Here is a 24303-nt window from a genome sequence, read left to right as displayed (position 1 = left end):
TAGATTCACTTAATTTTGAGGCAAAACTCTTGAGCGATATAATTACATTGATGAGCAATTCCCCTGCTTATTTTTACACTATTGTAGTAGTTTTTTCTTTGTTAATAGGCAGTTTTTTAAATGTGGTTATTTATCGCCTACCTAAAATGCTTGAGCAAGGTTGGAAAAGCGAATGTCGTGAATTTTTAGCCGATGAGTTAGCAAAACCAATACAAGCTAACGAAAACCCTATTACCCTTTCAACACCCAGTTCTAGTTGCCCTAAATGCCAACATAAAATACGCTTTTACGAGAATATTCCGGTAATTAGTTGGTTATTTTTACGTGGCAAGTGTAGCCAATGCAAAGCTAAAATTTCGCTACGCTACCCTTTGGTTGAACTTACCACTGCTATATTAAGTGTGGTTATTGCAGCACATTATGGCGTTACTTTTACCACATTGATGCTGCTAATATTAACCTGGGGTTTGGTTTGTTTAACCTTAATTGATGTTGATCACATGCTATTACCTGATCAAATAACTTTGCCGCTTTTATGGTTAGGTTTATTGGTTAATATTAATGGTGCCATAGTGCCTTTGAATGACGCGGTAATTGGCGCAGTTGTTGGCTACATGAGTTTATTCAGCATTTTTTGGTTATTTAAACTTATCACTGGCAAGGAAGGTATGGGGCATGGTGATTTTAAGCTTGTTGCGCTTTTTGGTGCCTGGATAGGTTGGCAATTGCTGCCATTACTTATTTTAATGGCTTCGGCGGTTGGTGCGATAATTGGCATCAGTTTAATGGTGTTTAAAAATCACCAGCGTGAACAAGCCATTCCTTTTGGCCCTTACTTAGCCATTGCAGGTTGGATTACTTTACTTTGGGGAAATGGTATTTGGTCTTGGTATTTAAGCACCCTAACTTAAATCGCTTAACTACAGAAATAAAACCTTTAAGCTAATTAAAACGGATAGCTGACCAGCTTAAAGCTCAAACTGATAGCTTAAAACTGATCGCTCAAAACTGAAAAAGGCGCTTACATGTCTAAATTTATCGTTGGTTTAACGGGTGGAATTGGCAGTGGTAAAACAACTGTCAGCGATATGTTCGCTAAACTCAACATTGATATTATTGATGCTGATATTGCTGCGCGAACCGTTGTTATGCCTGGTAGCAAGGCGCTAATTGCAATTGAAGCTAACTTTGGCCCAGACTTTATAACCCCAACTGGCGAATTAGATAGAACCAAACTTCGTAGTAGAATCTTTAGTAATAGTGATGATAAAACATGGCTGAACAATTTATTGCACCCGTTAATTAGAACAGAGATTCTCTCTCAAATATCACAAGCAAAAAGCAATTACTGCGTGCTAGTTGCGCCACTATTAATAGAGAATAACTTACAAAAATTAGTTAACCGAGTTTTAGTTATTAATATAGACGAAGCGAATCAGATCGCTCGCACTGCTGAGCGCGACCCTAGCTCTGTGGCTGAAATTAAACGCATTATTGCCAGCCAAATGCCGAGCAAACAACGCCTTAGCTTTGCAGATGATGTTATTAACAACCAAGATATTAGCCTAGACGACATTCAACAACAGGTAATAGCACTAGATCAAAAGTACCGTACCTTAGCGCTAAAGCATAGTGGTTAAACACTTAAATGAGCCTAATTGTAAACGGCTGTTTACATAAAAAATTCGCCATTTACCTGTGCTATGGTTACTATAAAGCAATGACCTTCAATCGTTTCAAACAAAGTTTCGAATAAATGACCGCAATATTATATGAACATCCGCTTAATGAGCGAATACGAAACTACTTAAAGCTAGAGCAATTATTTGCTCAAGCTTCTGATTGTCTAAATTATAATATGACAACCAGTCACAGCGTATTTTTTAATGCTTTATTTGCTATTTTAGATACTTTAGAGCGTAACGATATTCGCGGTGATTTAATCAAGGATTTAGAAAAGCTCGAACAAAGTTTAGTGGTTTGGTCACAAGTCCCCGACATTAACAATGCAGCTCTAGAAGATAACTTGCAAAAAACCGTTCAGCTATCGAGTAAGCTGAAAGTGCATTCCGCGCAATGGTTACAGTTAAAAACAGATAAATTTTTAACCAGTTTAAAACAACGTTTTGCTATTCAAGGCGGCAGCTCGCATTTTGACTTGCCTCAATTACAGTTTTGGTTAAATCAACCGAGTACAGAAGTTGCAGCACAATGTAGACACTGGCTTTCGATGCTTGAGCAAATTAACGCGGCGCTAGCGCTGAATCTTATGTTTGTTCGCCAACGTGCTGAGTTTAAAGAAATAACCACTGAAAGCGGTTTTTTTCAAGATAATGGTGAAGGCTTAATTCTTATTCGTATAAAAGTAGCAAACGGCCTACCTTTCTACCCAACCATTAGCGGCAACCGTTTTCGTTACTCTATTCGCTTTATGATGCCCTGCAACGAGACAGGTCGAAAATATGCTAAGCAAGCCACGAAATTTCATTTAGCTCGCTGCTAATTAATTACAAAGCTGTCAGTCATTAGTTGTCAGCTATCCGTTTTGAGCTGTCAGTTTAAAACTTCTTTTTCAGCGCTAGCTGCTTATGTGAAATTCTTCTATAATAAGCGCATAATTTTCCCCGTTAGTATTGTGTATTATGACCTTAAAAGTTGCTTGTCCCACCTGTAAAACAGAAGTTATTTGGCAAGAAGAGAGTCAGTATCGACCATTTTGTAGTAAACGATGTCAGCTAATTGATATTGGTGATTGGGCTGATGAAAATCATAAAATAAGCCAGCCTGTGCAAGGTGCTGTTGAACTGAACGAAGAAATGCTTGACGCCTTAGAAGCAGAATTTTTACAGCACAATAAATTTTTTGTTGAACCTGAATAATATAGTTTATAGCTAACTTGCTAAGACAACTGTTGAATATATTGTGTAACAGAACTATCAACACAATATATTCGCTTGTTATTGATATACTTGATTTAGCTTTTCGATAATTGACTGGTTAGCAGCAGGAAAATTTAAACCTTCAAACTCCGACAATGCAAACCAACCTGATTGTTGGCCTTCTAAAGCTTTTGCTTCACCGGTAAAGTTATCTACAACAAACACATCTAACAATACCTTTTTATCGCCGTAATCATGGCTAATTTGCATTAGTGGCGTACAAGACAACGTATCAATAGCAACTTCTTCTTTTAGCTCTCTATGAAGTGCCTGATGCAAAGTTTCATTTGCTTCTACTTTACCACCGGGAAATTCCCATTTACCGCCTTGGTGACTCGCCGCTAAACGTTTAGTAAGAAAGATTTTATCTTCGCGTTTGATCACACCAACCGCTACATGCACAATTTTTGTCATTTTAAATCCTTGAGCTTTTTCTATTTATTATTATTCAACCAAGTACTGATTCACTGCCAATAATAAGACATTGCTTATTGTTGCAAAGTTCTCAATGCTATGAGTTTAAAGTATAAAACTGATTTACAACAAACAGTTGGTTGATACTTACAAAATTTGAATATAAAAATGCCAGTCAATTGACTGGCATTAAAATACAATTACGACTTAACTCGTTATATCAAGTGATTAGGTTAATTTACCGTGACACTGTTTATATTTTTTACCTGAGCCACATGGACAAGCTTCATTTCGACCAACACGCGGCATAGCTGCCGGCTCTGGCTCTGAAGTTGACTCGTGCTTGAACTCTTTTGGCGCTTCGTCTGCTTTTCTGTGTTGTTCTTCAACAGCTTCCACATCAGATTCAGCTCTAATTTGCACTTTACTTAAAATACCAATAACGTCATATTTTAAGTTATCTAGCAACTCGGCAAATAACTCAAAAGACTCACGTTTAAATTCTTGTTTGGGATTCTTTTGCGCGTAACCACGTAAATGAATACCTTGACGTAAATGATCCATTGCCGCCAAGTGCTCTTTCCAGTGCGAGTCTAAACTTTGTAGCATTACTGCTTTTTCAAATTGACGTAGCACTTCGGCGCCAACCATCTCTTCTTTCTCAGTGTAGCTAGTTTCAACGGCCTCTAAAATTTTCTCACGTAAAGTTTCTTCATGTAACTTCTTATCTTCTTCTAACCATTTAGCAATAGGTAGTTCAAGCGTAAGTTCACCTTTAAGACGTTCTTCTAAGCCTTCAATATCCCACATTTCTTCCATAGATTGTGGTGGTATATGTTGCGCAATTAAGCCGTTTACAACATCAACACGAATCGCTTTAATAACCTCGGCGATATCAGCTTCGTCCATTAATTCATTACGTTGTTCATAAATAACTTTACGTTGGTCGTTTGATACATCGTCAAATTCAAGTAATTGTTTACGAATATCAAAGTTACGGCCTTCAACTTTACGTTGTGCGTTTTCAATACTTTTAGTTACCCAAGGGTGCTCAATAGCTTCGCCACGTTCCATGCCCAGTTTACGCATCATGTTTGTAATACGTTCTGAAGCGAAAATACGCATCAAACCGTCTTCCATTGACAAGTAAAAACGGGTTGAACCGGCATCACCTTGACGACCTGAACGACCACGTAATTGGTTATCAATACGACGAGATTCATGGCGTTCTGTAGCAACTATGTGTAAACCACCAGCAGCTAATACTTTTTCATGCTCTTCTTGCCATGCAGCTTTAACTTGCGCAATTTTATCTTCACTTGGATTTTCAAGTTTAGCTAGCATTGTGCCTAGATTACCACCTAATACAATATCGGTACCACGACCCGCCATATTAGTCGCAATAGTTACAGCGCCAATTTTACCGGCATCAGCAACAATTTCAGCTTCTTGTTGGTGAAACTTAGCATTAAGCACTTTATGCTTAATTTTTGCTTTCTTTAGAAACGAAGAAAGAAACTCTGATGTTTCGATACTAATAGTACCTACTAACACGGGTTGCCCACGCTCAACACAATCTTTTATATCATCTAAAATAGCTTCAAACTTTTCTTCAGCGGTTAAGTAAATTAAATCAGGTAAATCTTTACGTACCATAGGCTGGTTCGTTGGAATAACCACAGTCTCTAAACCGTAAATATGGTTAAACTCGAACGCTTCAGTATCAGCGGTACCTGTCATGCCTGATAATTTGTTATAGATGCGGAAAAAGTTTTGAAAGGTAATTGAAGCCAAAGTTTGGTTTTCGTTTTGAATATTTACACCTTCTTTAGCTTCAACAGCTTGATGTAAACCCTCAGACCAACGACGGCCTTCCATTGTACGACCGGTATGTTCATCAACAATAACAATTTCGTCGTCTTTTACGATGTAATCAACGTCTTTTTGAAATAGTTTGTGTGCACGCAATGCCGCCATAACATGATGTAATAAGGTAATGTTAGCTGCTGAGAATAAAGAATCTCCCTGCTGCATTAATCCTTTTTCTATCATGATTTCTTCAATATGAACTTGACCTAATTCAGTCAAATAAATTTGTTTTGCTTTTTCATCGATAGTGAAGTCACCTGTGCTGTCTTCACCTTCTTTATCTTCTTCTTCTTGTTGAACAAGCGTTGGTACCACGAGGTTTATATTACGATATAGCTCTGAACTATCTTCGGCTTGGCCTGAGATAATAAGTGGCGTACGCGCTTCATCAATTAAAATAGAGTCAACTTCATCAATTACCGCGAAATTTAATGGCTTTTGAGCACGCTCTTCTGGCGAAAAAGCCATGTTGTCGCGCAAGTAATCAAAACCAAATTCGTTGTTAGTGCCGTAGGTAATGTCTGAGTTATAAGCGGCTTGCTTATCTTGAGGAGCCATACCGGCGATGTTACAGCCAACGGTCATACCTAAGAATTCAAATAGTGGACGACTCCAGTTACCATCACGCGTGGCAAGATAGTCGTTAACCGTAATTACATGTACACCTTTACCCGTTAAAGCATTTAAGTATGATGGTAATGTTGCGGTAAGGGTTTTACCTTCACCGGTACGCATTTCTGCAATTTTACCCGAGTTTAGTACCATGCCACCGATCATTTGTACGTCAAAATGGCGCATGCCAAATACACGTTTACTGGCTTCACGAACTACAGCGAATGCTTCAGGAAGAATAGCGTCTAACTCTTCGCCCTTTTCTACACGTTCTTTAAACTCAGTTGTTTTTGCTTTTAGTTCTTCATCACTGAGTGCTTCAAAAACAGGTTCTAGTGCATTTATTTTACTTACTTCTTTTTGCATTTGTTTCAGTAATCGATCATTACGACTGCCGAACAATTTTGTCATTAAACTTACAAACATCGTGTTAAACCATATTGAGAAGAAAATCTTCCGCTGAAAATAAAATGATCGGTAGAGCCGACCACATAAACTTGCTTAGTATTGTAATCGCAGCAGTATTTTAAACAACTGAAATTAGTGTTTAAGCTATTCTTTTGCTTTTCGATAAACGTATCTTTTTGGATCTATTTGCTTATTATTACGTAAAATTTCATAGTGCACGTGTGGACCTGTTGAACGGCCTGTACTGCCCATTTTAGCAATAACTTGCCCTTTATTAACTACATCGCCAACCGAAACGAGTATATCTTTGTTATGTCCGTAACGCGTTTTTAAACCATCGCCATGATTAATTTCAATTAATTTACCATAACCATATCTATCACTTGCCCAACTTACTACACCTGAAGCGGTGGCAATAATATCGGCATTTTCTTTTCCGGCGAAGTCCACTCCCTTGTGCATGGCAGCTTTGCCACTAAAAGGGTCTTTGCGAATACCGTAGTAAGAAGACAACCAACCTTTAACAATTGGTCGACCAGACAGATACCTTGTATTTTCTATATGGTGACCAAAACTGACAGATTCAAGCATTTTTAATTGTTTTTCTTCATGTGCTAAGGTTTTTTCTAGTGACGTTATATTTAGTAGTAAATCAGTTAAGCTTTCTTGCTTATCTTCATTGCTCTGAATCATTGGACCACCACTTGGTGGTGATTGCTGAAAATTAAACTCGTTGTCTGGAATATTAGCTTCTTCTGCTAACCGATCTCCAAGCGCATTTAATCGCAGCACCTGACTTTGCAACTCAGCCAATTTCATAGTAACTGCTGTTACTTGGCTATTGACCTTAGGAGTGTCGATATCAGGCAAGCTAGACATGCCATAGATTGGGTTTTTAGGTACGTCATCGGCAGAAACAACTAAATGAACAATAAAGCCAGAAACTAGCGCAAAGGCTGTTATTGCAGATAACCAATGCAGCTTATTTAGCTTCATTGAAAATCTAACGTTCTTTCCACGGTATAGTAATGTTAAACTCATAATTCATTCATAGTTTAGAGCTGACTAATGGCAAGAAAATCTAAAATCCCTACAGATATGTCAGCGCTGTTTAATTCAACGTCAGGCACTTTGGCACAAATAGCCGCAAAAACCAACTCTTTAACAATATTGTCAGACATTGTACGACAAATCTGCCCCGACCTACCAGCAGATGTATGGAAAATAGCCAATTTCAGAGCTAATGCGATCGTTATTGAAGTTAATTCCGCTGTTTGGAGCCAACGACTACAATTTGAACGAGTAAACATTTGCCACGAACTCGTTCGAGTCACTAATAATGAATTTAACCAGTTAGAAATTAAAATTACCCCCTTTAGTACAAAAGTTTATGAAAAAAAGGTACGGCCAAATAGCGGCAATACCACTATTTCTGCATCCACCGCAGAGCAACTATTAAAAGTAGCAAAAAATGCCCCTGATAGTTTACGTAAAAAGCTAGAAAAACTCGCCTCACACGCAAATAAATAGGTGCAAAAAGTAGGGTCAGATACACATTAAATTTAAACGACTTAAGCTCAAACGGTTTATTGGTAATGTACATTAAATGTTAGTAACAGAATTAATGTGTATCTGACCCTACTTTTAGAATTTTGATATAAAAAAACCAGTCAATTGACTGGTTTTAAATGAGGAGTAAACTAAAGTTTAAAAAGCTGTTGCTTCAATCTCTTGATATTGAATAGGCGACTCTGTACTGTCTTCAAATGTCACCCATTCCCAACAATCAACTTGCTTAAACACTTCTCGTAGCAAGATGTTATTTAATGCATGACCAGATTTAAAGGCATTAAGTTCACCTAAAATACTAACACCGCTCATGTATAAATCACCAATGGCATCAAGAATTTTATGTTTTACAAACTCGTCATCATAGCGAAGATCATCTTTATTTAGCATACGATATTCATCTAACACAATAGCATTTTCTAAACTGCCACCTAGCGCTAAATTATGTGAGCGCAAGAATTCAATGTCTTTCATAAAGCCAAAGGTACGTGCACGACTAATTTCTTTGATAAACGAACAACTTGAGAGGTCCATACTCATCGCTTGACAAGTATTTACAATGACCGGATGTTCAAATTCAATAGCAAAGTTTACGCGAAAGCCTTCATAAGGCTTTAATTCGGCCCACTTATCGCCTTCTTCAACACGAATAGTTTTAGTTATGCGTAAAAAGCGTTTAGCAACATTTGATGTTTCAATACCAACCGATTGTATTAAATAGACAAAGGGTAAAGCACTACCATCCATAATTGGAATCTCAGGCGAGTCAACCTCAACAATAAGGTTGTCAATACCTAAACCTGCAACGGCAGAGAGCAAATGTTCGACGGTGGAGATCTGTACACCTTGCTCATTCACTAAACAAGTACATAGGGTAGTTTCGCCAACAGCTTCTGGTGTCGCGGGGATATCGACAACAGGATCTAAATCAACTCGGCGAAAAATAATACCGGTGTTAGCAGGGGCAGGACGGAGAGTGATCTGCACCTTTTCACCTTTGTGTAACCCTACGCCAATGGCAGAGACACTTTCTTTTAATGTACGTTGTTTAATCATAAATAGCCTTCTTAAGCCTATATTTTATATTTATTAGCCGCCACTGATTTCAGCGGAGACGTAATATATCAAAAAAGCCTAACAAAATCAATATTCCAACTTTTTTAGCATTATTACTAAAGCATTTTTAGAGCAATTAGTCAGCCTGCTTACGTAAAAATGCAGGGATATCTAAGTAATCATCAAGCTCTGTAGCTGCTACTTTTTGTGCTTGAGCATTTGCTTCAGGCATAGTAACCGGGCTAGCTGACAACTCAGGTTGTGTGCTTGGGATATAATCACCACCAACTACTTGTGGCTCTGCAACCGGCGCGGGGTTAACCAAAGTGATATCTGGCTTTCGCTCTGCACCAATACCTGTAGCAACAACTGTTACTCGTAAGTCTTCTGTCATTTCAGGATCGATAACTGCACCAACAACAACTGTAGCATTTTCTGATGAAAACGCTTTAACCATGTTACCTACTGTTTCAAACTCATCAATGCTGATATCCATACCCGCAGTAATGTTAACTAAAATACCACGAGCGCCAGCTAAATCTACATCTTCAAGTAACGGGCTTGAAATTGCGGCTTCTGCGGCTTCTTCTGCACGGTCTGGACCTGATGCGGTTCCTGAACCCATCATAGCCGTACCCATTTCAGACATCACAGTTCTTACATCGGCGAAGTCGACGTTGATTAGACCTGGGCGAGTAATAAGCTCTGCAATACCCTGAACCGCTCCTAATAAAACATCATTCGCCGCTTTAAATGCATCTAATAAGCTAGTACCAGGGCCTAATACTTTTAATAGCTTTTCGTTTGGAATAGTGATCAATGAATCAACATTTTTTGATAAAAATTCAATGCCTTGATCAGCATAATTCATGCGTTTCTTACCTTCAAAAGGAAATGGTTTCGTTACTACTGCAACGGTTAATATGCCCATTTCTTTAGCAATTTCTGCCACTACAGGTGCTGCACCCGTACCTGTTCCACCGCCCATACCTGCAGCGATAAACACCATATCAGCACCTTTTAGTGATTCTTGAATTGTTTCTCTATCTTCTTCTGCACTACGACGGCCGATTTCTGGGTTTGCGCCTGCGCCAAGACCTTTTGTAACGTCATGACCTAGCTGCAAAGTTACATTCGCTGCCGAGTTGCGTAATGCTTGCGAGTCAGTATTTGCAGTAATAAATTCAACACCTTCGATGGTTTGTAAAACCATGTGCTCTACTGCATTACCACCACCGCCACCAACGCCTATTACTTTGATGACTGCTTCTTCGTTATGATCTTCCATTAATTCAAACATTTTATTATCTCCGATTTTTATTACGTTTTGTTCCACCAAAACTCTTTTACTTCATTTTTAAGTAGCCGATATTGCCACTAGTTAAAATTCGCCTTTAAACCAAGCCAGTATTTTCGATCCGATACTGCCAACTGACTCGCTTTTCTTCTGTTCTTTATTTTGCTGCTGGCCCGCTTGCATGCCGTAATGCAATAGACCTACCACTGTTGAGTACGTTGGGTCGTTAACATACTCTTTCAATCCACATACATCTGAAGGCTGAGCTATACGAGCTGGCATTTGAAATACTTCTTCTGCAAACTCAACTACGCCTTCCATTTTTGCGGTACCGCCGGTTAAAACATAACCGGCTGCAATTTGATCTTCTAAACCACACTCTCTTAATTCTTCTTGTATTAACTCAAATAACTCTTGGTATCTAGGTTCTACAACTTCAGCCAATGTATGACGAGACATTGAACGCGCTGGACGTCCACCAACACTAGGCACTTCAATATTTTCTTCCATGCTTACCATTTGGCGTAAAGCACAGGCATATTGCACTTTAATGTCTTCTGCGTGGCTTAGTGGTGTGCGAAATATTTTTGCTATATCACTTGTTACTTGGTTACCTGCGACTGGAATTACTGCGGTATGACGCAAAGCGCCGCCGGTAAATACGGCAATATCCATAGTGCCTGCGCCCATATCAACCACACAAATGCCAAGCTCTTTTTCATCATCGGTTAAAACGGCATAGCTAGAAGCAAGCGCTGAAAAAATTAATTGATCTGCCTTTAAGTCACATCGCTCAACACATTTAACAATGTTTTTTGCCATGTCATTTGCACAGGTTACAATATGTACTTTGGCTTCCATTCTTACACCTGACATACCAATTGGGCTTTTTATGCCGTCTTGACAGTCAATACTGTATTCTTGAGGCAGTACATGTAGCATGCGACGTTCAGCAGAAATGGGGACTGATCGCGCAGTATGAATTACGTTATCTACATCGTCCTGCAATACTTCTTTGTCGTTAATTGGCACCATACCGTTTTCATTTTGACAACTGATATGCTTACCAGAAATGCCAAGATATACTGAAGTTATATGGCAATCAGCCATTAATTCAGCTTCGTTAATTGCGCGTTGAATTGACTGAATAACGAGGTTTAAGTCATTAACACCGCCTTTATCCATGCCTCGTGCAGGTTGATTTCCAACCCCTACGATACTGAGTTGGTTATCGGGCGTTATTTCGCCAACAGCTACTGAAATTTTTGACGTTCCAATATCTAATCCAACCACTAAATTTCTTTCAGTTATTTTTGACATTAAGGCTAAACTCTTTCTTTATTATTCGCGGTCTTCCAACCAACGGCTAAACCGGTATCGTATCTCAGGTCAACATAATCAACTTGTTGACCTTCCTTTTTTTGCAATTTAATTTCGGGATAAATATCCATAAAACGCTGTATGCGCTCTACGCGATTATCTCGTCCTAAATTGATGGTAACGCCATCATTTAAGATAAGCTGCCAAGCAAAACGCTCGGTCAGTACTAATTCATCAATCGCTAATTCGCTAAAATCTAATAACTTATTCAAATTAACAAAGTTTTCTAAAGCAATTAGCTCACTACCTTCAGGGCCATAAAACGCCGGCAATTTTTTCACTAAGCGCTGAACATCCGCCTGAAAAGCCTTACCATTAGCATTTATTAAAAAGTCCCCATTCCAGTGCGCAATAGGCTTTTGATCAACGACATAAATTTTTAATTCATTCGGCCATTTTTTACGCACAGATACCGAGTAAACCCAAGGCAACATGGCAACTTTCTGTTGAACATCGTTTACATCTAAGTTGAAAAAATTACCCAAATTAACTTTTTCTATGGCGCCTTCAATATCAACCCGCGTTGTATACGGCATTTCGCCAGCTATCGCAATAGAAGTTACCGGTGCAGACTCTTCCGCACTCATTTTTTTATTCAGAAAAAAGCCAAATGTTAAAATGCCAACAATAACCGCAATAAAAAATGCAACACCGAGCCAAAAAGACCAATGCAGCTTTGATATTTCTTCCCTTAAAGGAAGTTGCTGTTCTGCGGCAATTTCCATAATTTACACGCTACCTTCTGCGCTCAATGCAACAATTTTTGTCACTAGCTCACTAAAACTTAAACCAAATACTTTTGCGGCTTTAGGTACTAATGATGTTTCTGTCATACCCGGCACAGTATTTACTTCTAATATTTGCCATTGCCCTTGATTGTTACGCATTACATCTACGCGCCCCCAACCTTTAGCACCTGTGGCATTAAACGCTTGTAATGCTATCGATTGCAGTTCAGTTTCATCTGCTTCTGACAATGAGCAAGGGCAGTGATATTGCGTTGTGTTCGCTTTGTATTTTGCATCGTAATCGTAAAAGTCGTTTGGCGTAACCATATGAATAACAGGTAAAGCCGTTTGTCCTAATATCGCGATGGTATACTCAGGCCCTTGAACCCATGCTTCTACTAATATTTGCTGGTCATAGTTAAAAGCCGTCACAAGCGCTTGATGCAATTCTTCAGCATTATTCGCTTTAGACATGCCTATGCTAGAGCCTTCGTGAGCTGGCTTTACCATGACCGCGTTACCAAGCTGCTGCAAAATTATTGCTGCATCTGCCATTTGATATTGAGCTTTATCAACAATGGCAAACGCTGCTGTTGGTAAATTTAACGCTTGAAATACTTGCTTACTGCGAATTTTATCCATCGATAACGCAGAGCCTAAAACGCCAGAACCGGTGTATGGAATATTCATATACTCCAATGCACCTTGAACACAGCCGTCTTCACCACCTCTACCATGTAATGCAATAAACACGCGATCGATAGCTAATTTATCTAACTCACTTAAACAGAAACCTTTTGTATCAATAAGTTGCACTTCAAAACCTGCGGATTCTAAACCTTTAGCAACCGCGATACCAGAATTTAATGACACGTCTCTTTCTGCTGATGTACCGCCATATAACACGGCTAATTTTTGTTCCAATAAAGGTTTCATTAATTGGCTACCTTTAATTTTTTATCTGCTGCTAGATTTCGCGCAATAGCGCCAATATTGCCTGCACCTTGAGTAATAACCATGTCACCATCTTGTAGTTGTGCTGCAATTAATTCTGCTAATTTGTCGCTGTCGCTCACATATATAGGCTCTATTTGGCCACGTAATCGAATACTACGCGCTAAGTTTTTACTGTCAGCATTGGCAATGGGTGCCTCGCCTGCGGCATAAACATCGAGTAAGAATAAGCAATCAACTTCCGATAATACTTCAACGAAGTCTTCATACAGATCACGAGTACGTGAATATCTGTGCGGCTGAAATACCATAATTAACCTTTTTTCAGGCCAACCTTTACGCATAGCAGATATGGTTGCTTTAACTTCTGTCGGGTGATGACCGTAATCATCAATTAACATCATTTCGCCTTGTGTTGTTTGCAATTTAGCCAGTTTTTCAAAGCGTCTACCAATACCGGCAAAACCTTGTAGGGCTTGTTGAATGGCGATATCGTCAACACCTTCATCAATTGCAACGGCAACACCTGCAAGGGCATTTAAGACATTATGCTCACCTGGCAAGTTAACACTAATAGCTAAAGGTGCGCTGTCTTTACGCTCAACCACAAATGAACTCATACCAGCTGATTGCTGATATTGAGTTGCTCTTACGTCGGCATCTTCACAAAAGCCGTAAGTAATTACTTGGCGGCTAATACGCGGTAAAATTTCTCGCACCACTGGGTTATCTAAACAAACTACTGCTAAACCATAAAAAGGCAGGTTATGTAAAAACTCAATATAGGTATCTTTAAGTTTTTCGAAGTCTCCTTCGTAGGTTTCCATATGATCTTCATCAATATTGGTGATCACCGAAACCATAGGTTGTAAGTGTAAAAATGATGCGTCACTTTCATCTGCTTCAGCAATTAAATATCGGCTGCTCCCTAAACGTGCATTAGTGCCGGCACTGTTCAACAAGCCACCAATAACAAAAGTAGGATCTAAATTTGCTTGCGCAAAAATACTGGCGATTAAGCTAGTTGTAGTCGTTTTTCCATGAGTACCGGCAATGGCAATACCATGTCGAAAACGCATTAACTCTGCCAGCATTTCTGCTCTGCGTACCACAGGAATACGTTGTTCATGTGCAGCGACTAACTCTGGATTTTCAGGATCAATCGCAGTTGATACCACAATCACACTTGCCCCGCTAACGTTATCAGCGTGATGACCAATAGTAACGTTTGCTCCAAGAGCTATTAAGCGTTTAACAACCTGATTTTCACCAATGTCTGAGCCGGTAATTTGATAGCCTTCGTTTAACAATACTTCAGCAATTCCGCCCATACCTGCACCACCAATGCCAACAAAGTGGATGGTTTTAACACGGCGCATTTCTGGCACCCTGTTGTTGCTCATATTAGAACCGTTATTGTTGCTATTTACTGCTGTCATTGTATTACTCATAATTTTGCTACATCGATACAAGCTGATGAAACCAAGTTTGTGGCATCAGCATGGGCAGCATTATGTGCTGCTTTAGACATTTGCTGCACAACTTTGTCAGATATAAACAAGCTGTTAAGCATTTGCCCAAGGGTTGTACCGTTAAATTCTTTTTGTGCGATTAATTTTGCCGCACCACAATTAACTAAATACATCGCATTTTTGGTTTGATGATCATCTACTGCATGCGGTAATGGTACGAATATCGCTGGTTTTGCCGCCATGGCGAGTTCAGAGACAGTAAGTGCACCTGCTCGACATATAACAACATCGGCCCATTCGTAGGCAGCAGCCATATCATCAATAAACTCTGTTACCTTGACCTTTTCCTCAGGTAAACCGTAATCTTGATAACTTTTTAATACCGCTTGTTCATTACCGCCGCCAGTTTGATGCCAAACATCAATACTTTGTACTTTAATTTGATTCATTGCTTGCGGAACAACATCATTCAGTATTTTTGCCCCTAAGCTACCACCAACAACCAATACTTTTTTACTGGTAGCCGGTTGTTCAGGCACGGTATGTTTAATCGCGATAATATCGCTACGTAATGGATTACCCACTACTTTTGAGCTAACACGTTGGCTAAATGCCCCCGGAAATGCGCTTAACGTTGTGGTTGCGATATATGAAAGAAAGCGATTACTCATACCTGCAACAGCATTTTGTTCATGTAATACCAAAGGAATACCTAAAACCCAGGCAGCTACTCCGCCAGGAGCACTTGCATATCCGCCCATGCCTAGTACAACATCGGGCTTAACTTTGCGTAAAATTTTGATCGACTGCATTACCGATTGCAAAATCTTAAAGGGTGTTTTCAACCAGGTTTGCCAGTTTTTATTACGTACACCCGCCATATTGATAAATGAAATAGGGTAGCCATTTTTAGGCACTAGTTCTGCTTCCATTCGCTGAGCCGTACCAAGCCAATGGATATTCCATCCTTGTTTAGCTAATGCATCAGCCACAGCAATACCCGGGAATATATGCCCGCCGGTTCCGCCTGCCATTACTAGCAGAGTTGGACGTTTAACATCATGACTTACTTGTTCAGTCATTTCCGCCCTCGATAAGTTTTGTTTTCTTCACTTTACTTGCTTTCTTCTTAGTGCTTTTATGTGTACCAGTCGCGCGACTGGTTGCTTGAATACTTTGTAATCTGATTTCGTGATCAATACGGATTAACACAGCCACTGACATGGTCATGATGATCATTGAACTGCCGCCATAACTAATAAGCGGCATAGTGAGTCCTTTAGTTGGCACTATGCCAGCACTAGCGCCGATATTTACTGCCGCCTGAAAACAAAACCAGATACCAATTGCGTAGGCAAAAAAACCTTCAAAATATTTCTCTTGATTAACCGCTTTTCTACCCAGTAATAACGCTTTAAATACTAAAGTCATACTCAATAACAAAATAACGCTAATACCAATAAAACCCATTTCTTCTGCTAACACCGCCATAACAAAATCGGTATGTGCTTCTGGTAAATATTCTAATTTTTGTACACTGTTACCTAAACCTTGACCAAAAGTTTCGCCACGACCATAAGCCATTAACGATTGAGTTAACTGATAGCCGCTACCAAATGGGTCTTTCCATGGGTCAAGAAAACCCGTAACCCTCGCCCAACGATAGGGCGAGAAGTAAGCCAACATTGACAGTAAGGCAATACCTACACCTGAAATAGCGATAAATTGCCAAAGCTTAGCGCCTGCCAAAAATAATAAGCCAAAGGTAGTGACAAACATCACGATAATGGTACCTAGGTCAGGCTGCATTAATAACAAGCCACTTAATACACCAAAAACCACTAGTGGCTTAGCAAAGCCTTTTACGTTTTCCATGACTTCATCGCGTCTTCTAACGAGATAAGCCGACAAATAACAAAAGAAAAATAGTTTCGCAGGTTCAGCTGCTTGTATGGTTATCGGTCCAATAGCAATCCAGCGTGTTGAGCCATTAACATTTCGCCCCACAACCAACACAATAACTAATAAAACAATGCCCATTAACAATAATTTACTGCTGTATTCATGCCAGCGATGCATAGGTATTTGTAAGGTCAAGCCCGCAACACCAAGACTTAATATGATATAAATCATGTGTCTTACGATGAAATGAAATGGGTTATCAAAAATGCGTTCAGCTATTGGCATAGATGAACTTGCCACCATAATTAAACCGATCATATACATGCTAAGCGCCAGCAAAACATAGCCACGGTCGAACGTTGACACGGAACGAGACTCTACTTGCAGCCAACTTGGCAGTGTCCATTGTGAAAAATTAGCAAAAGATACCGACATTACACGGCCTCCTTTGTCATTAAAACAGACTTGATAAACACCACACCACGTTCAACATAATTAGCAAACATATCTAAACTTGCACAAGCAGGAGATAGTAAAACCATATCGCCTTTAACAGCGTGCTTTTTAGCTAAAGCAACTGCGGCGGGTAATGAGTCAACGTGTATCGTTTGCTCAGTTTGATTAGGCAAGCGCAATGAAGCAATAGCGCGCCCGTCTTTACCGAGCGTTATTAAATAGTCAACATGCTGAGTTAATGCTTGAGTAAGCGGGGTAAAATCTGCCCCTTTACCATCACCACCAGCAATTAAAATTAATTTATGGTTTTGTAAGCTTGGTGATAAGCCTTCAATAGCAGCAAGCGTAGCGCCGACATTGGTTGCTTTTGAATCATTAACCCAACGAATACCATCAGTTGTGTCGATAACTTCACAGCGATGCGCAAGGCCTTTAAAGGTCATTAAACTGGCTAGCATGTCAGGAATATTCCAACCTGCACATTTTCCTAACGCCAATACAGCTAAATAATTAACTGCATTATGAATACCTTGCAGTGGTAACTCAGCTAAAGCACATAACGCGGTTGAGCCTTGCATTAAATGGGGAGCATTATCGATATTAGCTAAGCCAAAGTTGTTATCTTGCGCTGAATCATGACCAAAACTTAATTGGCTAGCTTGGGTAATATCACTATTGGGCTGCGTTAAGCTATCGTTGCGGTTAAACAGGGCATAAGTGGCGTTGTGATAAATCTTTTGTTTGATCGCGCTATAGTTATCGATAGTGTTATGACGATCTAAGTGATCATCACTAACGTTTAATACTGTGGCTGCTAATGCCTTCATGCTTTTAACGGTTTCTAATTGAAAACTAGATAACTCAAGCACTATGAAATCAACGTTTGGCTGCTCTATTTGATCAAGTACTGGCAAACCAATATTACCGCCTAATTGCACACAATAGCCTAATGCGTTACCGACATAATTTAACATCGACACCACGGTTGATTTACCGTTTGAGCCAGTTACGGCAATTATCGGTGTATCACTTAATCGGCAAAATAGTTCTATATCACCAATAACATCACAATTTTTATCAATAGCGTTACTAATAGTCGGTTCATTGATATCAATACCTGGGCTAACAATTAACACTTCTGCTTGCGCAATAAGCGCTTGATCCCAGCGACCTAAAACTAAAGTATTTTCAGCAAATTGATGTTTAAAGTCACCCGGTGAAATCGGCATGTCTCGGCTATCGTTAACCGCAAAGGCTAGTTCATGATGATGTAAAAAACGCGCGCACGATAATCCCGTGATCCCAATACCTAAGATCACGATTCGCTTATTTGCTAATTGCGTCGTTACCGACTGATGCAATTGTTTATTCACGCGTTTATATTTACCTTAATTTCAGAGTGGCTAAGCCAATCAACACTAACACTAAAGAAATAATCCAAAAGCGAACAATCACTCTTGGCTCGGGCCAACCTTTTAATTCGTAATGATGATGAATAGGTGCCATGCGGAAGATGCGCTGACCACGCAACTTGAATGATCCCACCTGTAAAATTACCGACAATGTTTCGATAACAAATACACCACCCATAATAAATAAAACTAACTCTTGTCTAACCAACACAGCAATAACACCTAATGCTGCACCTAAAGCCAACGAGCCCACATCGCCCATAAAAACTTGTGCTGGGTAAGTGTTAAACCATAAAAACCCTAAACCTGCGCCCACAATTGCCGTGCATACCACCACCAGTTCACTTGCTAAAGCAATGTGTGGAATGTGTAAGTATTCAGAAAAGTTTGCATTACCTGTCATGTAAGCAAATACGGCAAACGCCCCTGCCACCATAATGGTTGGCACAATAGCTAAACCATCAAGACCATCAGTTAAGTTAACGGCGTTACTTGTACCGACAATAACGAAGTACACTAAGCCGATATAAAGTAAGCCAAGTTGTGGTAAAACATTTTTCACAAAGGGGATCAGTAAGGTTGTTTCTTCTGGGCTTTGCGCAAACCAATATAAAAATATTGCGGTCGCTAAACCAATTACGGTTTGCCAAAAGTACTTCCAGCGGGCAATTAAGCCATTAGAGTCTTTGCGAATTACTTTACGGTAATCGTCTACAAAGCCAATAAGACCAAAACTCAATAGTACAAATAGCACTACCCAAACGTAGGCATTAGTTAAATTAGCCCACAATAAAACGCTTACTGCAATCGACGCTAAGATTAAAATTCCGCCCATGGTTGGCGTGCCTGATTTAACTAAATGACTCTCTGGACCATCGTCTCGAACCGTTTGACCAATTTGCATGTTTTGCAAGGCGCGGATTAATTTAGGACCAAAATATAATGAGATAACCAACGCGGTAAGCGTAGATATAATGGCGCGAAATGTTAAATACGAAAAAACGTTAAAAAATGAATAATACTGAGTGAGATACTCACCTAACCAAAGTAACATTATGCATGCTCCTGCATAGATTGACTGTTATGCCATTGAATAATATCAGCCACTACGTATTCCATATGAGCACTGCGTGAACCTTTTACTAAAATAGTCACTGGCTGTTCTTCACCCTGAAGTAACAGTTGTAATCGTGACAATAAATTTTCTTTACTACTAAAATGTTGAGATTGCTCTTGCTGCCCTTGATAAAAGGCATCTGAGGCATTTTGGCTTAACACGCCCAGCGTGAGTAAATCGTCGATTTGCTTACTCTTTGCATGTTCACCTACTTCTTGATGATATCGACGCGCTTCTTCACCTAGCTCACCCATATCACCCAGAATAAGAATTCTGCGACCGGTGTAACTGGCGAGTAGATCTGACGCGGCATTAATTGATTCGACATTCGCGTTATAGCTATCGTCAATTAACTTAGTTTGGTGATTAAGTTGATGTAAGTTTAAACGTCCTTTTACCTCACTCATTTGCGCTAGCCCTAAACGAATATCGTCTAAACTTGCGCCAAACTCTAAAGCGATAGTTGCCGCGGCTACTGCGTTACATACGTTGTGATGCCCTGGCACAGTTAACTTAATAGCGGTACTTCCCACAGGGGTTGTTAAGGTAAAATTCGCACAACCATTGTCGTCGAGCGTTTCTTGCTCGCTGTAACAGTCAGCTTTATCTTTACATGAAAAACGTAATACTTTTTTATCTGTTAAACGCCATTGCCACTTGTCAGCCCATTGCGTGTCTTGATTATAAATTGCTACGCCACCCGCCGTTAAACCAGAAAATATTTCACCCTTAGCACGCGCTACACCACATAAGTCGCCAAAACCTTCTAAATGAGCGGCAGCAATATTATTAATAATGGCAACATCGGGTTTTACCAGTGCTGAGGTGTATGCGATTTCACCGATATGATTTGCGCCTAACTCCACAACAGCAAAGTCATGTTGAGTTTCTAAACGCAGCAAGGTTAATGGCACGCCAATATCGTTATTGAAGTTACCATTTGTCGCCAATACATTGCCTAAGCGACTTAAAATAGCTGCCACCATTTCTTTTACCGTGGTTTTGCCACTACTGCCTGTAATAGCTACAGTTTTTGGCGCCACTTTCGCTTTCACATAAGCACCAATTTCGCCTAATGCTTTATGAGTGTCTTTAACAATAATTTGAGGAATGGACAGATCTGCTTGTGCTTTTTGCACGATTGCCGCACTACAACCCAACTCAGCCGCTTGCGTTAAAAATTTATGGCCGTCAAAATTTGGGCCTTGTAATGCTAAGAAAACATCACCTGCTCTAAGTGCTCTACTGTCAGTACCAATGGCATTAATGGTGATATTCTCACCGATTAACTCGCCATTTACCGCCTGTGCAAGTTCAATTAAGGTTAACGCTATCATAATGTTACCCCTTGCTCTGCTGCTTGTTCTGACTGTGCAGAATAAAAGCTTTGTACCACGGCGCGTTCGTCATAATGGTGTTTTTGCGTACCAAAAATAATATAATCTTCGTGACCTTTTCCGGCACAAAGCACCACATCATCAGCATCTGCTTTTTCCAATGCCGTTAACACCGCGGTTGTTCTATCAAGAATTTTTTCAAAACCTGCGTTTTTGGTGAAACCGGTAATAATACCTGCCGCTATAGCTTCTGGATCTTCACTGCGAGGATTGTCATTAGTAATAATAATGTGATCCGCTTTATTTTCAGCAACGTGAGCCATTAGCGCACGCTTACCTACATCTCTATCGCCACCACAACCAAAAACTAACCATAACTTGCCATGGCAATGTAAACGACAAGCATCTAAAGCGCTCGCTAAGGCATCCGGAGTATGAGCGTAGTCAACAACAGCGGTAGGTTTAGCTGTGCCAGAAAATGCTTCCATACGACCTATAATCGGTTCGAGTTGTGTAATGGCTTCAGCGATTGTTATTAAGTCTATTTTTTCAACCATTAACACTGCAATTGCCGCTAACAAGTTCTCAACATTGAAGTCACCTAGTAAGCGGCTTCGAATTTCACATTCGCCTTGCTCAGTTACTAATTGGAAACTAACGCCAGTAGCGGAGTGTTTAACTTGTTTTGCCAGTGCGAAGCGTTGAGAGTTGGCAACGTTTTCATCTCGACCATAAACTACAACAGCTTGTGTAGACGGCCAATTCTCTAACCATGTTTTCGCTTGAGGATCATCGCCATTAATTACCGCTACTTGCTTATTATCACCAGTAAATATCGCTTTTTTCGCCTCAGCATAGGCAGCCATTGTGTGGTGATAATCTAAATGATCACGACTCAAATTAGTAAAGACAGCGGTATTAAATAATGTTGCATCAACACGTTTTTGCGCTAAAGCATGCGACGACACTTCCATAGCTACATCGGTTATTTTGTTGTTCGAAAATAACGCCAGTAATTGATGTAATTCGGTTGCACCCGGCGTGGTGTTGTCAATGGTTTGTAAGTTGGCTAGCTTACCGGCGCCGTTGGTGCCAATAACAGCACAATTTTTCTGACAGTAATCGAGTAAATTAGCAATAATTTGGCTAGTACTGGTTTTGCCATTAGTGCCCGTAATACCAATAATGTTCAACGATTTTTGTGGTTCACCATAAAACACTTTTGCAACATTAAATAAATTATTGTTAAGCGCAAAGTAGCTTAGTACAGGGGTTTCTAAGCCTGATGCTTGTCCTAGCCATGTTAATTGCCCGTGTTCAGTAAACTCGGTGGTTTCTTGTAATATCATTGCACTATTGGCTGATATTGCTTGAGCTACAAATTCGCGACCATCACGCACACTGCCAATCACCGCACAGAATACATCACCTTCTTTTAAAGCGCGTGTATCGTTAACTAAATCCGCTTTATTAGCAGAACTGTGCTGAGCCAAATGCGCTTTAAGCTGCGTTAAATCACTGCTTGAAAGCGTAATTTCACCCAAGCGTAAAACCGCCTCAATAGCGCTATAATTTCTTGCGTTATTAGAAACGTCTAAAGCGTGATCAAACATGGTCACGCTCCTTAGGGGTAGTTTTAATTTTGTTATCGGTTTGAACCGAAGTAATTCTGGTGTTCGCATCAGGCGGAACATTGAGTAGCCGCAGCGTACCCTTCATAATTCGAGAAAACACCGGAGCGGCAACTTCACCGCCATGATATAAATCACCACCTGGGTCATCAATTACCACCACCACAGCAATTTCGGGATCAGATATTGGTGCAACACCGGCAAATAAACCGACATAATCATTCCCGTAACCACCGGCAAATGCTTTAATGGCGGTACCACTTTTCCCACCTACACGATAACCGTCAACTTTGGCTACGGTATAATGTTCGTTAACTACATGCTCAAGCATTTCTACAACATTTTGGCTATTTTCAGCTGAAAAAATACGCTCATGTTTTTGCTTCGCTAGTGAATCAGTATCTTGTTTTAAAATGGTAAGAGGTGTTTTAATACCGCCATTAGCCAAGGTTGTATAAAAGCGCGCTAGCTGAATTGGCGTAATGGCTACACCATGACCCCATGATAAGGTTGCCAGTTCAAATTTCGACCATCGTGCTCTGTCGTGCATCATGCCAGAACTTTCGCCAACTAAGCCTGTGCCGGTATCTTCAGAGAAGCCAGCATCAAAAAACTTATCAATTAAATAATCTTTTGGTACCGATAAGGCCAGTTTAGTCGTGCCCATATTTGAAGAGTGTACAAGCAACTCTGCTAATGAAATTTTGCCTAAATAGCGAGGATCAGAAACACGACTGCCGCCTAAGCGCATCCAGCCTGGATAAGTATCTACAATACTGTCTTTTTTCACGCTACCAAATTCTAAAGCCGTTAACACGGTTAATGGCTTCATAGTTGAACCTGGCTCATAGATATCGGTAATCGCCCGATTACGAAAGCGATGAATAGCGACACCTGAGCGGTTATTTGGATTATATGAAGGGCTGTTAACCAAGGCTAAAACCTCACCCGTATTAACATTAGTAACAACCGCAGAGCCCGAAGTTGCTTTAAAGGCTTTAACGGCACCTTTTAGTTCACGATAAGCAAGCGCTTGAATACGTTGGTCGATACTCAAGGTAATTGTTTTAGCTTGTGTTGATGCTTTTACAGAGACAATTTCAATTTTGCGGCCTTTAGCATCTTTACGATACTTTTTCTCGCCATCTTCACCCGTTAACAGTTGGTCATAAACTCGCTCAACACCTTCAATGCCTTTATCATCAACATTGGTAAAGCCAACTATGTGCGCACTTATTTCACCTGCAGGGTAAAAGCGTTTAGACTCTTTACGTAAATGTATGCCTGGAATTTTTAATTCTTGAATATAGTTTGCCATTGCAGGAGCAACTTTACGCTCAATGTAAACAAAACGTTTAGTTGGGTGTTTAGTTACGCGAACTTTGAGCTTGTTAACGTCTTGTCCTAATACATCAGCAAGGGCTTGCCAATGTTCTGTCATTGCCAAAGCATTGGTATCAAATATAATTTTAGGATCAGCCCAAACGGTTTCTACTGGAACACTTACCGCGAGTTCGTGACCATTGCGGTCTACAATTGAGCCTCGTTGTACTGTTTTTGTATTGGTGCGAAGCGAACGGTTGTCACCTTGCTTCTTTAGCATGTCAGGTTCAAATACCTGTATGTAAGCAGTACGAGCCATTAAACCAGCATAAATCAGCACAACAGCACCTAGCACAACGTAAAAACGCCATGCTACCGTGTTTGGATTATACTGTGCTGATTTTTTCATTGCCTACCCGTGCTAATA

General features: G+C 40.1%; 21 protein-coding genes. 5 read left to right on the top strand and 16 right to left on the bottom strand.

The features are described 5' to 3' along the window. Positions 1-29: 29 nt before the first annotated feature. From B6A32_RS02525 to yacG, 4 genes are all read left to right on the top strand, one after another. A complete protein-coding gene (locus tag B6A32_RS02525) occupies positions 30-911 on the top strand; it encodes a prepilin peptidase (RefSeq protein ID WP_408607652.1) in 882 nt (293 codons plus the stop codon). Between the two features lie 114 nt (positions 912-1025). Then, a complete protein-coding gene (gene coaE, locus B6A32_RS02520) occupies positions 1026-1640 on the top strand; it encodes a dephospho-CoA kinase (protein WP_085301163.1) in 615 nt (204 codons plus the stop codon). A 116-nt stretch (positions 1641-1756) separates the two neighbouring features. Further along, positions 1757-2503 carry a cell division protein ZapD gene (gene zapD, locus B6A32_RS02515; RefSeq protein WP_085301162.1) on the top strand — a complete coding sequence of 249 codons (747 nt, stop codon included), beginning with the start codon at positions 1757-1759 and terminating at the stop codon, positions 2501-2503. Between the two features lie 139 nt (positions 2504-2642). Then, positions 2643-2879: a DNA gyrase inhibitor YacG gene (gene yacG / locus B6A32_RS02510; RefSeq protein ID WP_085301161.1), complete on the top strand. Its 237-nt coding sequence runs from the start codon at positions 2643-2645 to the stop codon at positions 2877-2879. 78 nt (positions 2880-2957) lie between these two features. Here the strand turns inward: yacG and mutT are convergent, their stop codons facing one another. The 3 genes from mutT to B6A32_RS02495 all read right to left on the bottom strand — a co-directional run bounded on the left by mutT (position 2958) and on the right by B6A32_RS02495 (position 7283). Then, complete coding sequence (gene mutT / locus B6A32_RS02505) at positions 2958-3353, bottom strand: 8-oxo-dGTP diphosphatase MutT (protein WP_085301160.1); 396 nt, start codon at positions 3351-3353, stop codon at positions 2958-2960. A 228-nt stretch (positions 3354-3581) separates the two neighbouring features. Next, positions 3582-6260: a preprotein translocase subunit SecA gene (secA, locus tag B6A32_RS02500; RefSeq protein WP_085301159.1), complete on the bottom strand. Its 2679-nt coding sequence runs from the start codon at positions 6258-6260 to the stop codon at positions 3582-3584. Between the two features lie 126 nt (positions 6261-6386). Next, the gene (locus B6A32_RS02495; protein WP_085301158.1) at positions 6387-7283 is read right to left on the bottom strand and encodes a M23 family metallopeptidase; all 897 of its coding nucleotides are present in this window, start codon (positions 7281-7283) and stop codon (positions 6387-6389) included. Positions 7284-7310: 27 nt separating this feature from the next. Between B6A32_RS02495 and B6A32_RS02490 the strand changes: the two genes are divergently transcribed. Next, positions 7311-7772, top strand: coding sequence for a DUF721 domain-containing protein (locus B6A32_RS02490; protein WP_085301157.1), 462 nt, complete (start codon positions 7311-7313; stop codon positions 7770-7772). Positions 7773-7949: 177 nt separating this feature from the next. Here the strand turns inward: B6A32_RS02490 and lpxC are convergent, their stop codons facing one another. The 13 genes from lpxC to B6A32_RS02425 all read right to left on the bottom strand — a co-directional run bounded on the left by lpxC (position 7950) and on the right by B6A32_RS02425 (position 24285). Then, complete coding sequence (gene lpxC, locus B6A32_RS02485; RefSeq protein ID WP_085301156.1) at positions 7950-8867, bottom strand: UDP-3-O-acyl-N-acetylglucosamine deacetylase; 918 nt, start codon at positions 8865-8867, stop codon at positions 7950-7952. Between the two features lie 136 nt (positions 8868-9003). Next, the gene (ftsZ, locus tag B6A32_RS02480) at positions 9004-10167 is read right to left on the bottom strand and encodes a cell division protein FtsZ (protein WP_085301534.1); all 1164 of its coding nucleotides are present in this window, start codon (positions 10165-10167) and stop codon (positions 9004-9006) included. A gap of 81 nt (positions 10168-10248) precedes the next feature. Beyond that, on the bottom strand, positions 10249-11484 hold the full coding sequence (gene ftsA, locus B6A32_RS02475) for a cell division protein FtsA (RefSeq protein ID WP_085301155.1): 1236 nt from the start codon (positions 11482-11484) through the stop codon (positions 10249-10251). A gap of 5 nt (positions 11485-11489) precedes the next feature. Next, entirely contained in the window at positions 11490-12269 is a 780-nt protein-coding gene (locus B6A32_RS02470; protein ID WP_085301154.1) for a cell division protein FtsQ/DivIB, read from the bottom strand. A 3-nt stretch (positions 12270-12272) separates the two neighbouring features. Beyond that, positions 12273-13208 (bottom strand): D-alanine--D-alanine ligase, encoded by a 936-nt coding sequence (locus B6A32_RS02465; RefSeq protein ID WP_085301153.1) that lies wholly within the window; start codon positions 13206-13208, stop codon positions 12273-12275. Beyond that, positions 13208-14629, bottom strand: coding sequence for a UDP-N-acetylmuramate--L-alanine ligase (gene murC / locus B6A32_RS02460; RefSeq protein WP_085301533.1), 1422 nt, complete (start codon positions 14627-14629; stop codon positions 13208-13210). Before murC ends, B6A32_RS02465 begins: the two co-directional genes overlap by 1 nt. A gap of 44 nt (positions 14630-14673) precedes the next feature. Then, positions 14674-15780, bottom strand: coding sequence for an undecaprenyldiphospho-muramoylpentapeptide beta-N-acetylglucosaminyltransferase (murG, locus tag B6A32_RS02455; RefSeq protein ID WP_085301152.1), 1107 nt, complete (start codon positions 15778-15780; stop codon positions 14674-14676). After that, positions 15773-17035 carry a cell division protein FtsW gene (ftsW, locus tag B6A32_RS02450; RefSeq protein ID WP_085301151.1) on the bottom strand — a complete coding sequence of 421 codons (1263 nt, stop codon included), beginning with the start codon at positions 17033-17035 and terminating at the stop codon, positions 15773-15775. The genes murG and ftsW overlap by 8 nt, the downstream gene beginning before the upstream one ends. Next, positions 17035-18429, bottom strand: a complete 1395-nt coding sequence (gene murD / locus B6A32_RS02445; RefSeq protein WP_233131301.1) for a UDP-N-acetylmuramoyl-L-alanine--D-glutamate ligase — start codon at positions 18427-18429, stop codon at positions 17035-17037. Before murD ends, ftsW begins: the two co-directional genes overlap by 1 nt. Positions 18430-18439: 10 nt before the next feature. Beyond that, positions 18440-19522: a phospho-N-acetylmuramoyl-pentapeptide-transferase gene (gene mraY, locus B6A32_RS02440; protein ID WP_085301150.1), complete on the bottom strand. Its 1083-nt coding sequence runs from the start codon at positions 19520-19522 to the stop codon at positions 18440-18442. Then, the gene (locus B6A32_RS02435) at positions 19522-20922 is read right to left on the bottom strand and encodes a UDP-N-acetylmuramoyl-tripeptide--D-alanyl-D-alanine ligase (RefSeq protein WP_085301149.1); all 1401 of its coding nucleotides are present in this window, start codon (positions 20920-20922) and stop codon (positions 19522-19524) included. Before B6A32_RS02435 ends, mraY begins: the two co-directional genes overlap by 1 nt. After that, a complete protein-coding gene (locus B6A32_RS02430) occupies positions 20919-22535 on the bottom strand; it encodes a UDP-N-acetylmuramoyl-L-alanyl-D-glutamate--2,6-diaminopimelate ligase (RefSeq protein WP_085301148.1) in 1617 nt (538 codons plus the stop codon). Before B6A32_RS02430 ends, B6A32_RS02435 begins: the two co-directional genes overlap by 4 nt. Beyond that, a complete protein-coding gene (locus B6A32_RS02425) occupies positions 22528-24285 on the bottom strand; it encodes a peptidoglycan D,D-transpeptidase FtsI family protein (RefSeq protein ID WP_101685878.1) in 1758 nt (585 codons plus the stop codon). The genes B6A32_RS02430 and B6A32_RS02425 overlap by 8 nt, the downstream gene beginning before the upstream one ends. Between the last annotated feature and the right edge of the window lie 18 nt (positions 24286-24303).

The sequence above is a fragment of the Colwellia polaris genome (assembly GCF_002104515.1).
Classification (GTDB): domain Bacteria; phylum Pseudomonadota; class Gammaproteobacteria; order Enterobacterales; family Alteromonadaceae; genus Cognaticolwellia; species Cognaticolwellia polaris.
The sequence above is the reverse complement of the archived record's forward strand: the minus strand, read 5'-3'. Positions and strand labels throughout refer to the sequence as shown.

Excerpts from the sequence above, each read along its gene's own strand:
- coaE (WP_085301163.1), top strand. The coding sequence starts at position 1,026 with ATGTCTAAATTTATCGTTGGTTTAACGGGTGGAATTGGCAGTGGTAAA.
- zapD (WP_085301162.1), top strand. The coding sequence starts at position 1,757 with ATGACCGCAATATTATATGAACATCCGCTTAATGAGCGAATACGAAAC.
- yacG (WP_085301161.1), top strand. The coding sequence starts at position 2,643 with ATGACCTTAAAAGTTGCTTGTCCCACCTGTAAAACAGAAGTTATTTGG.
- mutT (WP_085301160.1), bottom strand. The coding sequence starts at position 3,353 with ATGACAAAAATTGTGCATGTAGCGGTTGGTGTGATCAAACGCGAAGAT.
- secA (WP_085301159.1), bottom strand. The coding sequence starts at position 6,260 with ATGTTTGTAAGTTTAATGACAAAATTGTTCGGCAGTCGTAATGATCGA.
- B6A32_RS02495 (WP_085301158.1), bottom strand. The coding sequence starts at position 7,283 with ATGAGTTTAACATTACTATACCGTGGAAAGAACGTTAGATTTTCAATG.
- B6A32_RS02490 (WP_085301157.1), top strand. The coding sequence starts at position 7,311 with ATGGCAAGAAAATCTAAAATCCCTACAGATATGTCAGCGCTGTTTAAT.
- lpxC (WP_085301156.1), bottom strand. The coding sequence starts at position 8,867 with ATGATTAAACAACGTACATTAAAAGAAAGTGTCTCTGCCATTGGCGTA.
- ftsZ (WP_085301534.1), bottom strand. The coding sequence starts at position 10,167 with ATGTTTGAATTAATGGAAGATCATAACGAAGAAGCAGTCATCAAAGTA.
- ftsA (WP_085301155.1), bottom strand. The coding sequence starts at position 11,484 with ATGTCAAAAATAACTGAAAGAAATTTAGTGGTTGGATTAGATATTGGA.
- B6A32_RS02470 (WP_085301154.1), bottom strand. The coding sequence starts at position 12,269 with ATGGAAATTGCCGCAGAACAGCAACTTCCTTTAAGGGAAGAAATATCA.
- B6A32_RS02465 (WP_085301153.1), bottom strand. The coding sequence starts at position 13,208 with ATGAAACCTTTATTGGAACAAAAATTAGCCGTGTTATATGGCGGTACA.
- murC (WP_085301533.1), bottom strand. The coding sequence starts at position 14,629 with ATGAGCAACAACAGGGTGCCAGAAATGCGCCGTGTTAAAACCATCCAC.
- murG (WP_085301152.1), bottom strand. The coding sequence starts at position 15,780 with ATGACTGAACAAGTAAGTCATGATGTTAAACGTCCAACTCTGCTAGTA.
- ftsW (WP_085301151.1), bottom strand. The coding sequence starts at position 17,035 with ATGTCGGTATCTTTTGCTAATTTTTCACAATGGACACTGCCAAGTTGG.
- mraY (WP_085301150.1), bottom strand. The coding sequence starts at position 19,522 with ATGTTACTTTGGTTAGGTGAGTATCTCACTCAGTATTATTCATTTTTT.
- B6A32_RS02435 (WP_085301149.1), bottom strand. The coding sequence starts at position 20,922 with ATGATAGCGTTAACCTTAATTGAACTTGCACAGGCGGTAAATGGCGAG.
- B6A32_RS02430 (WP_085301148.1), bottom strand. The coding sequence starts at position 22,535 with ATGTTTGATCACGCTTTAGACGTTTCTAATAACGCAAGAAATTATAGC.
- B6A32_RS02425 (WP_101685878.1), bottom strand. The coding sequence starts at position 24,285 with ATGAAAAAATCAGCACAGTATAATCCAAACACGGTAGCATGGCGTTTT.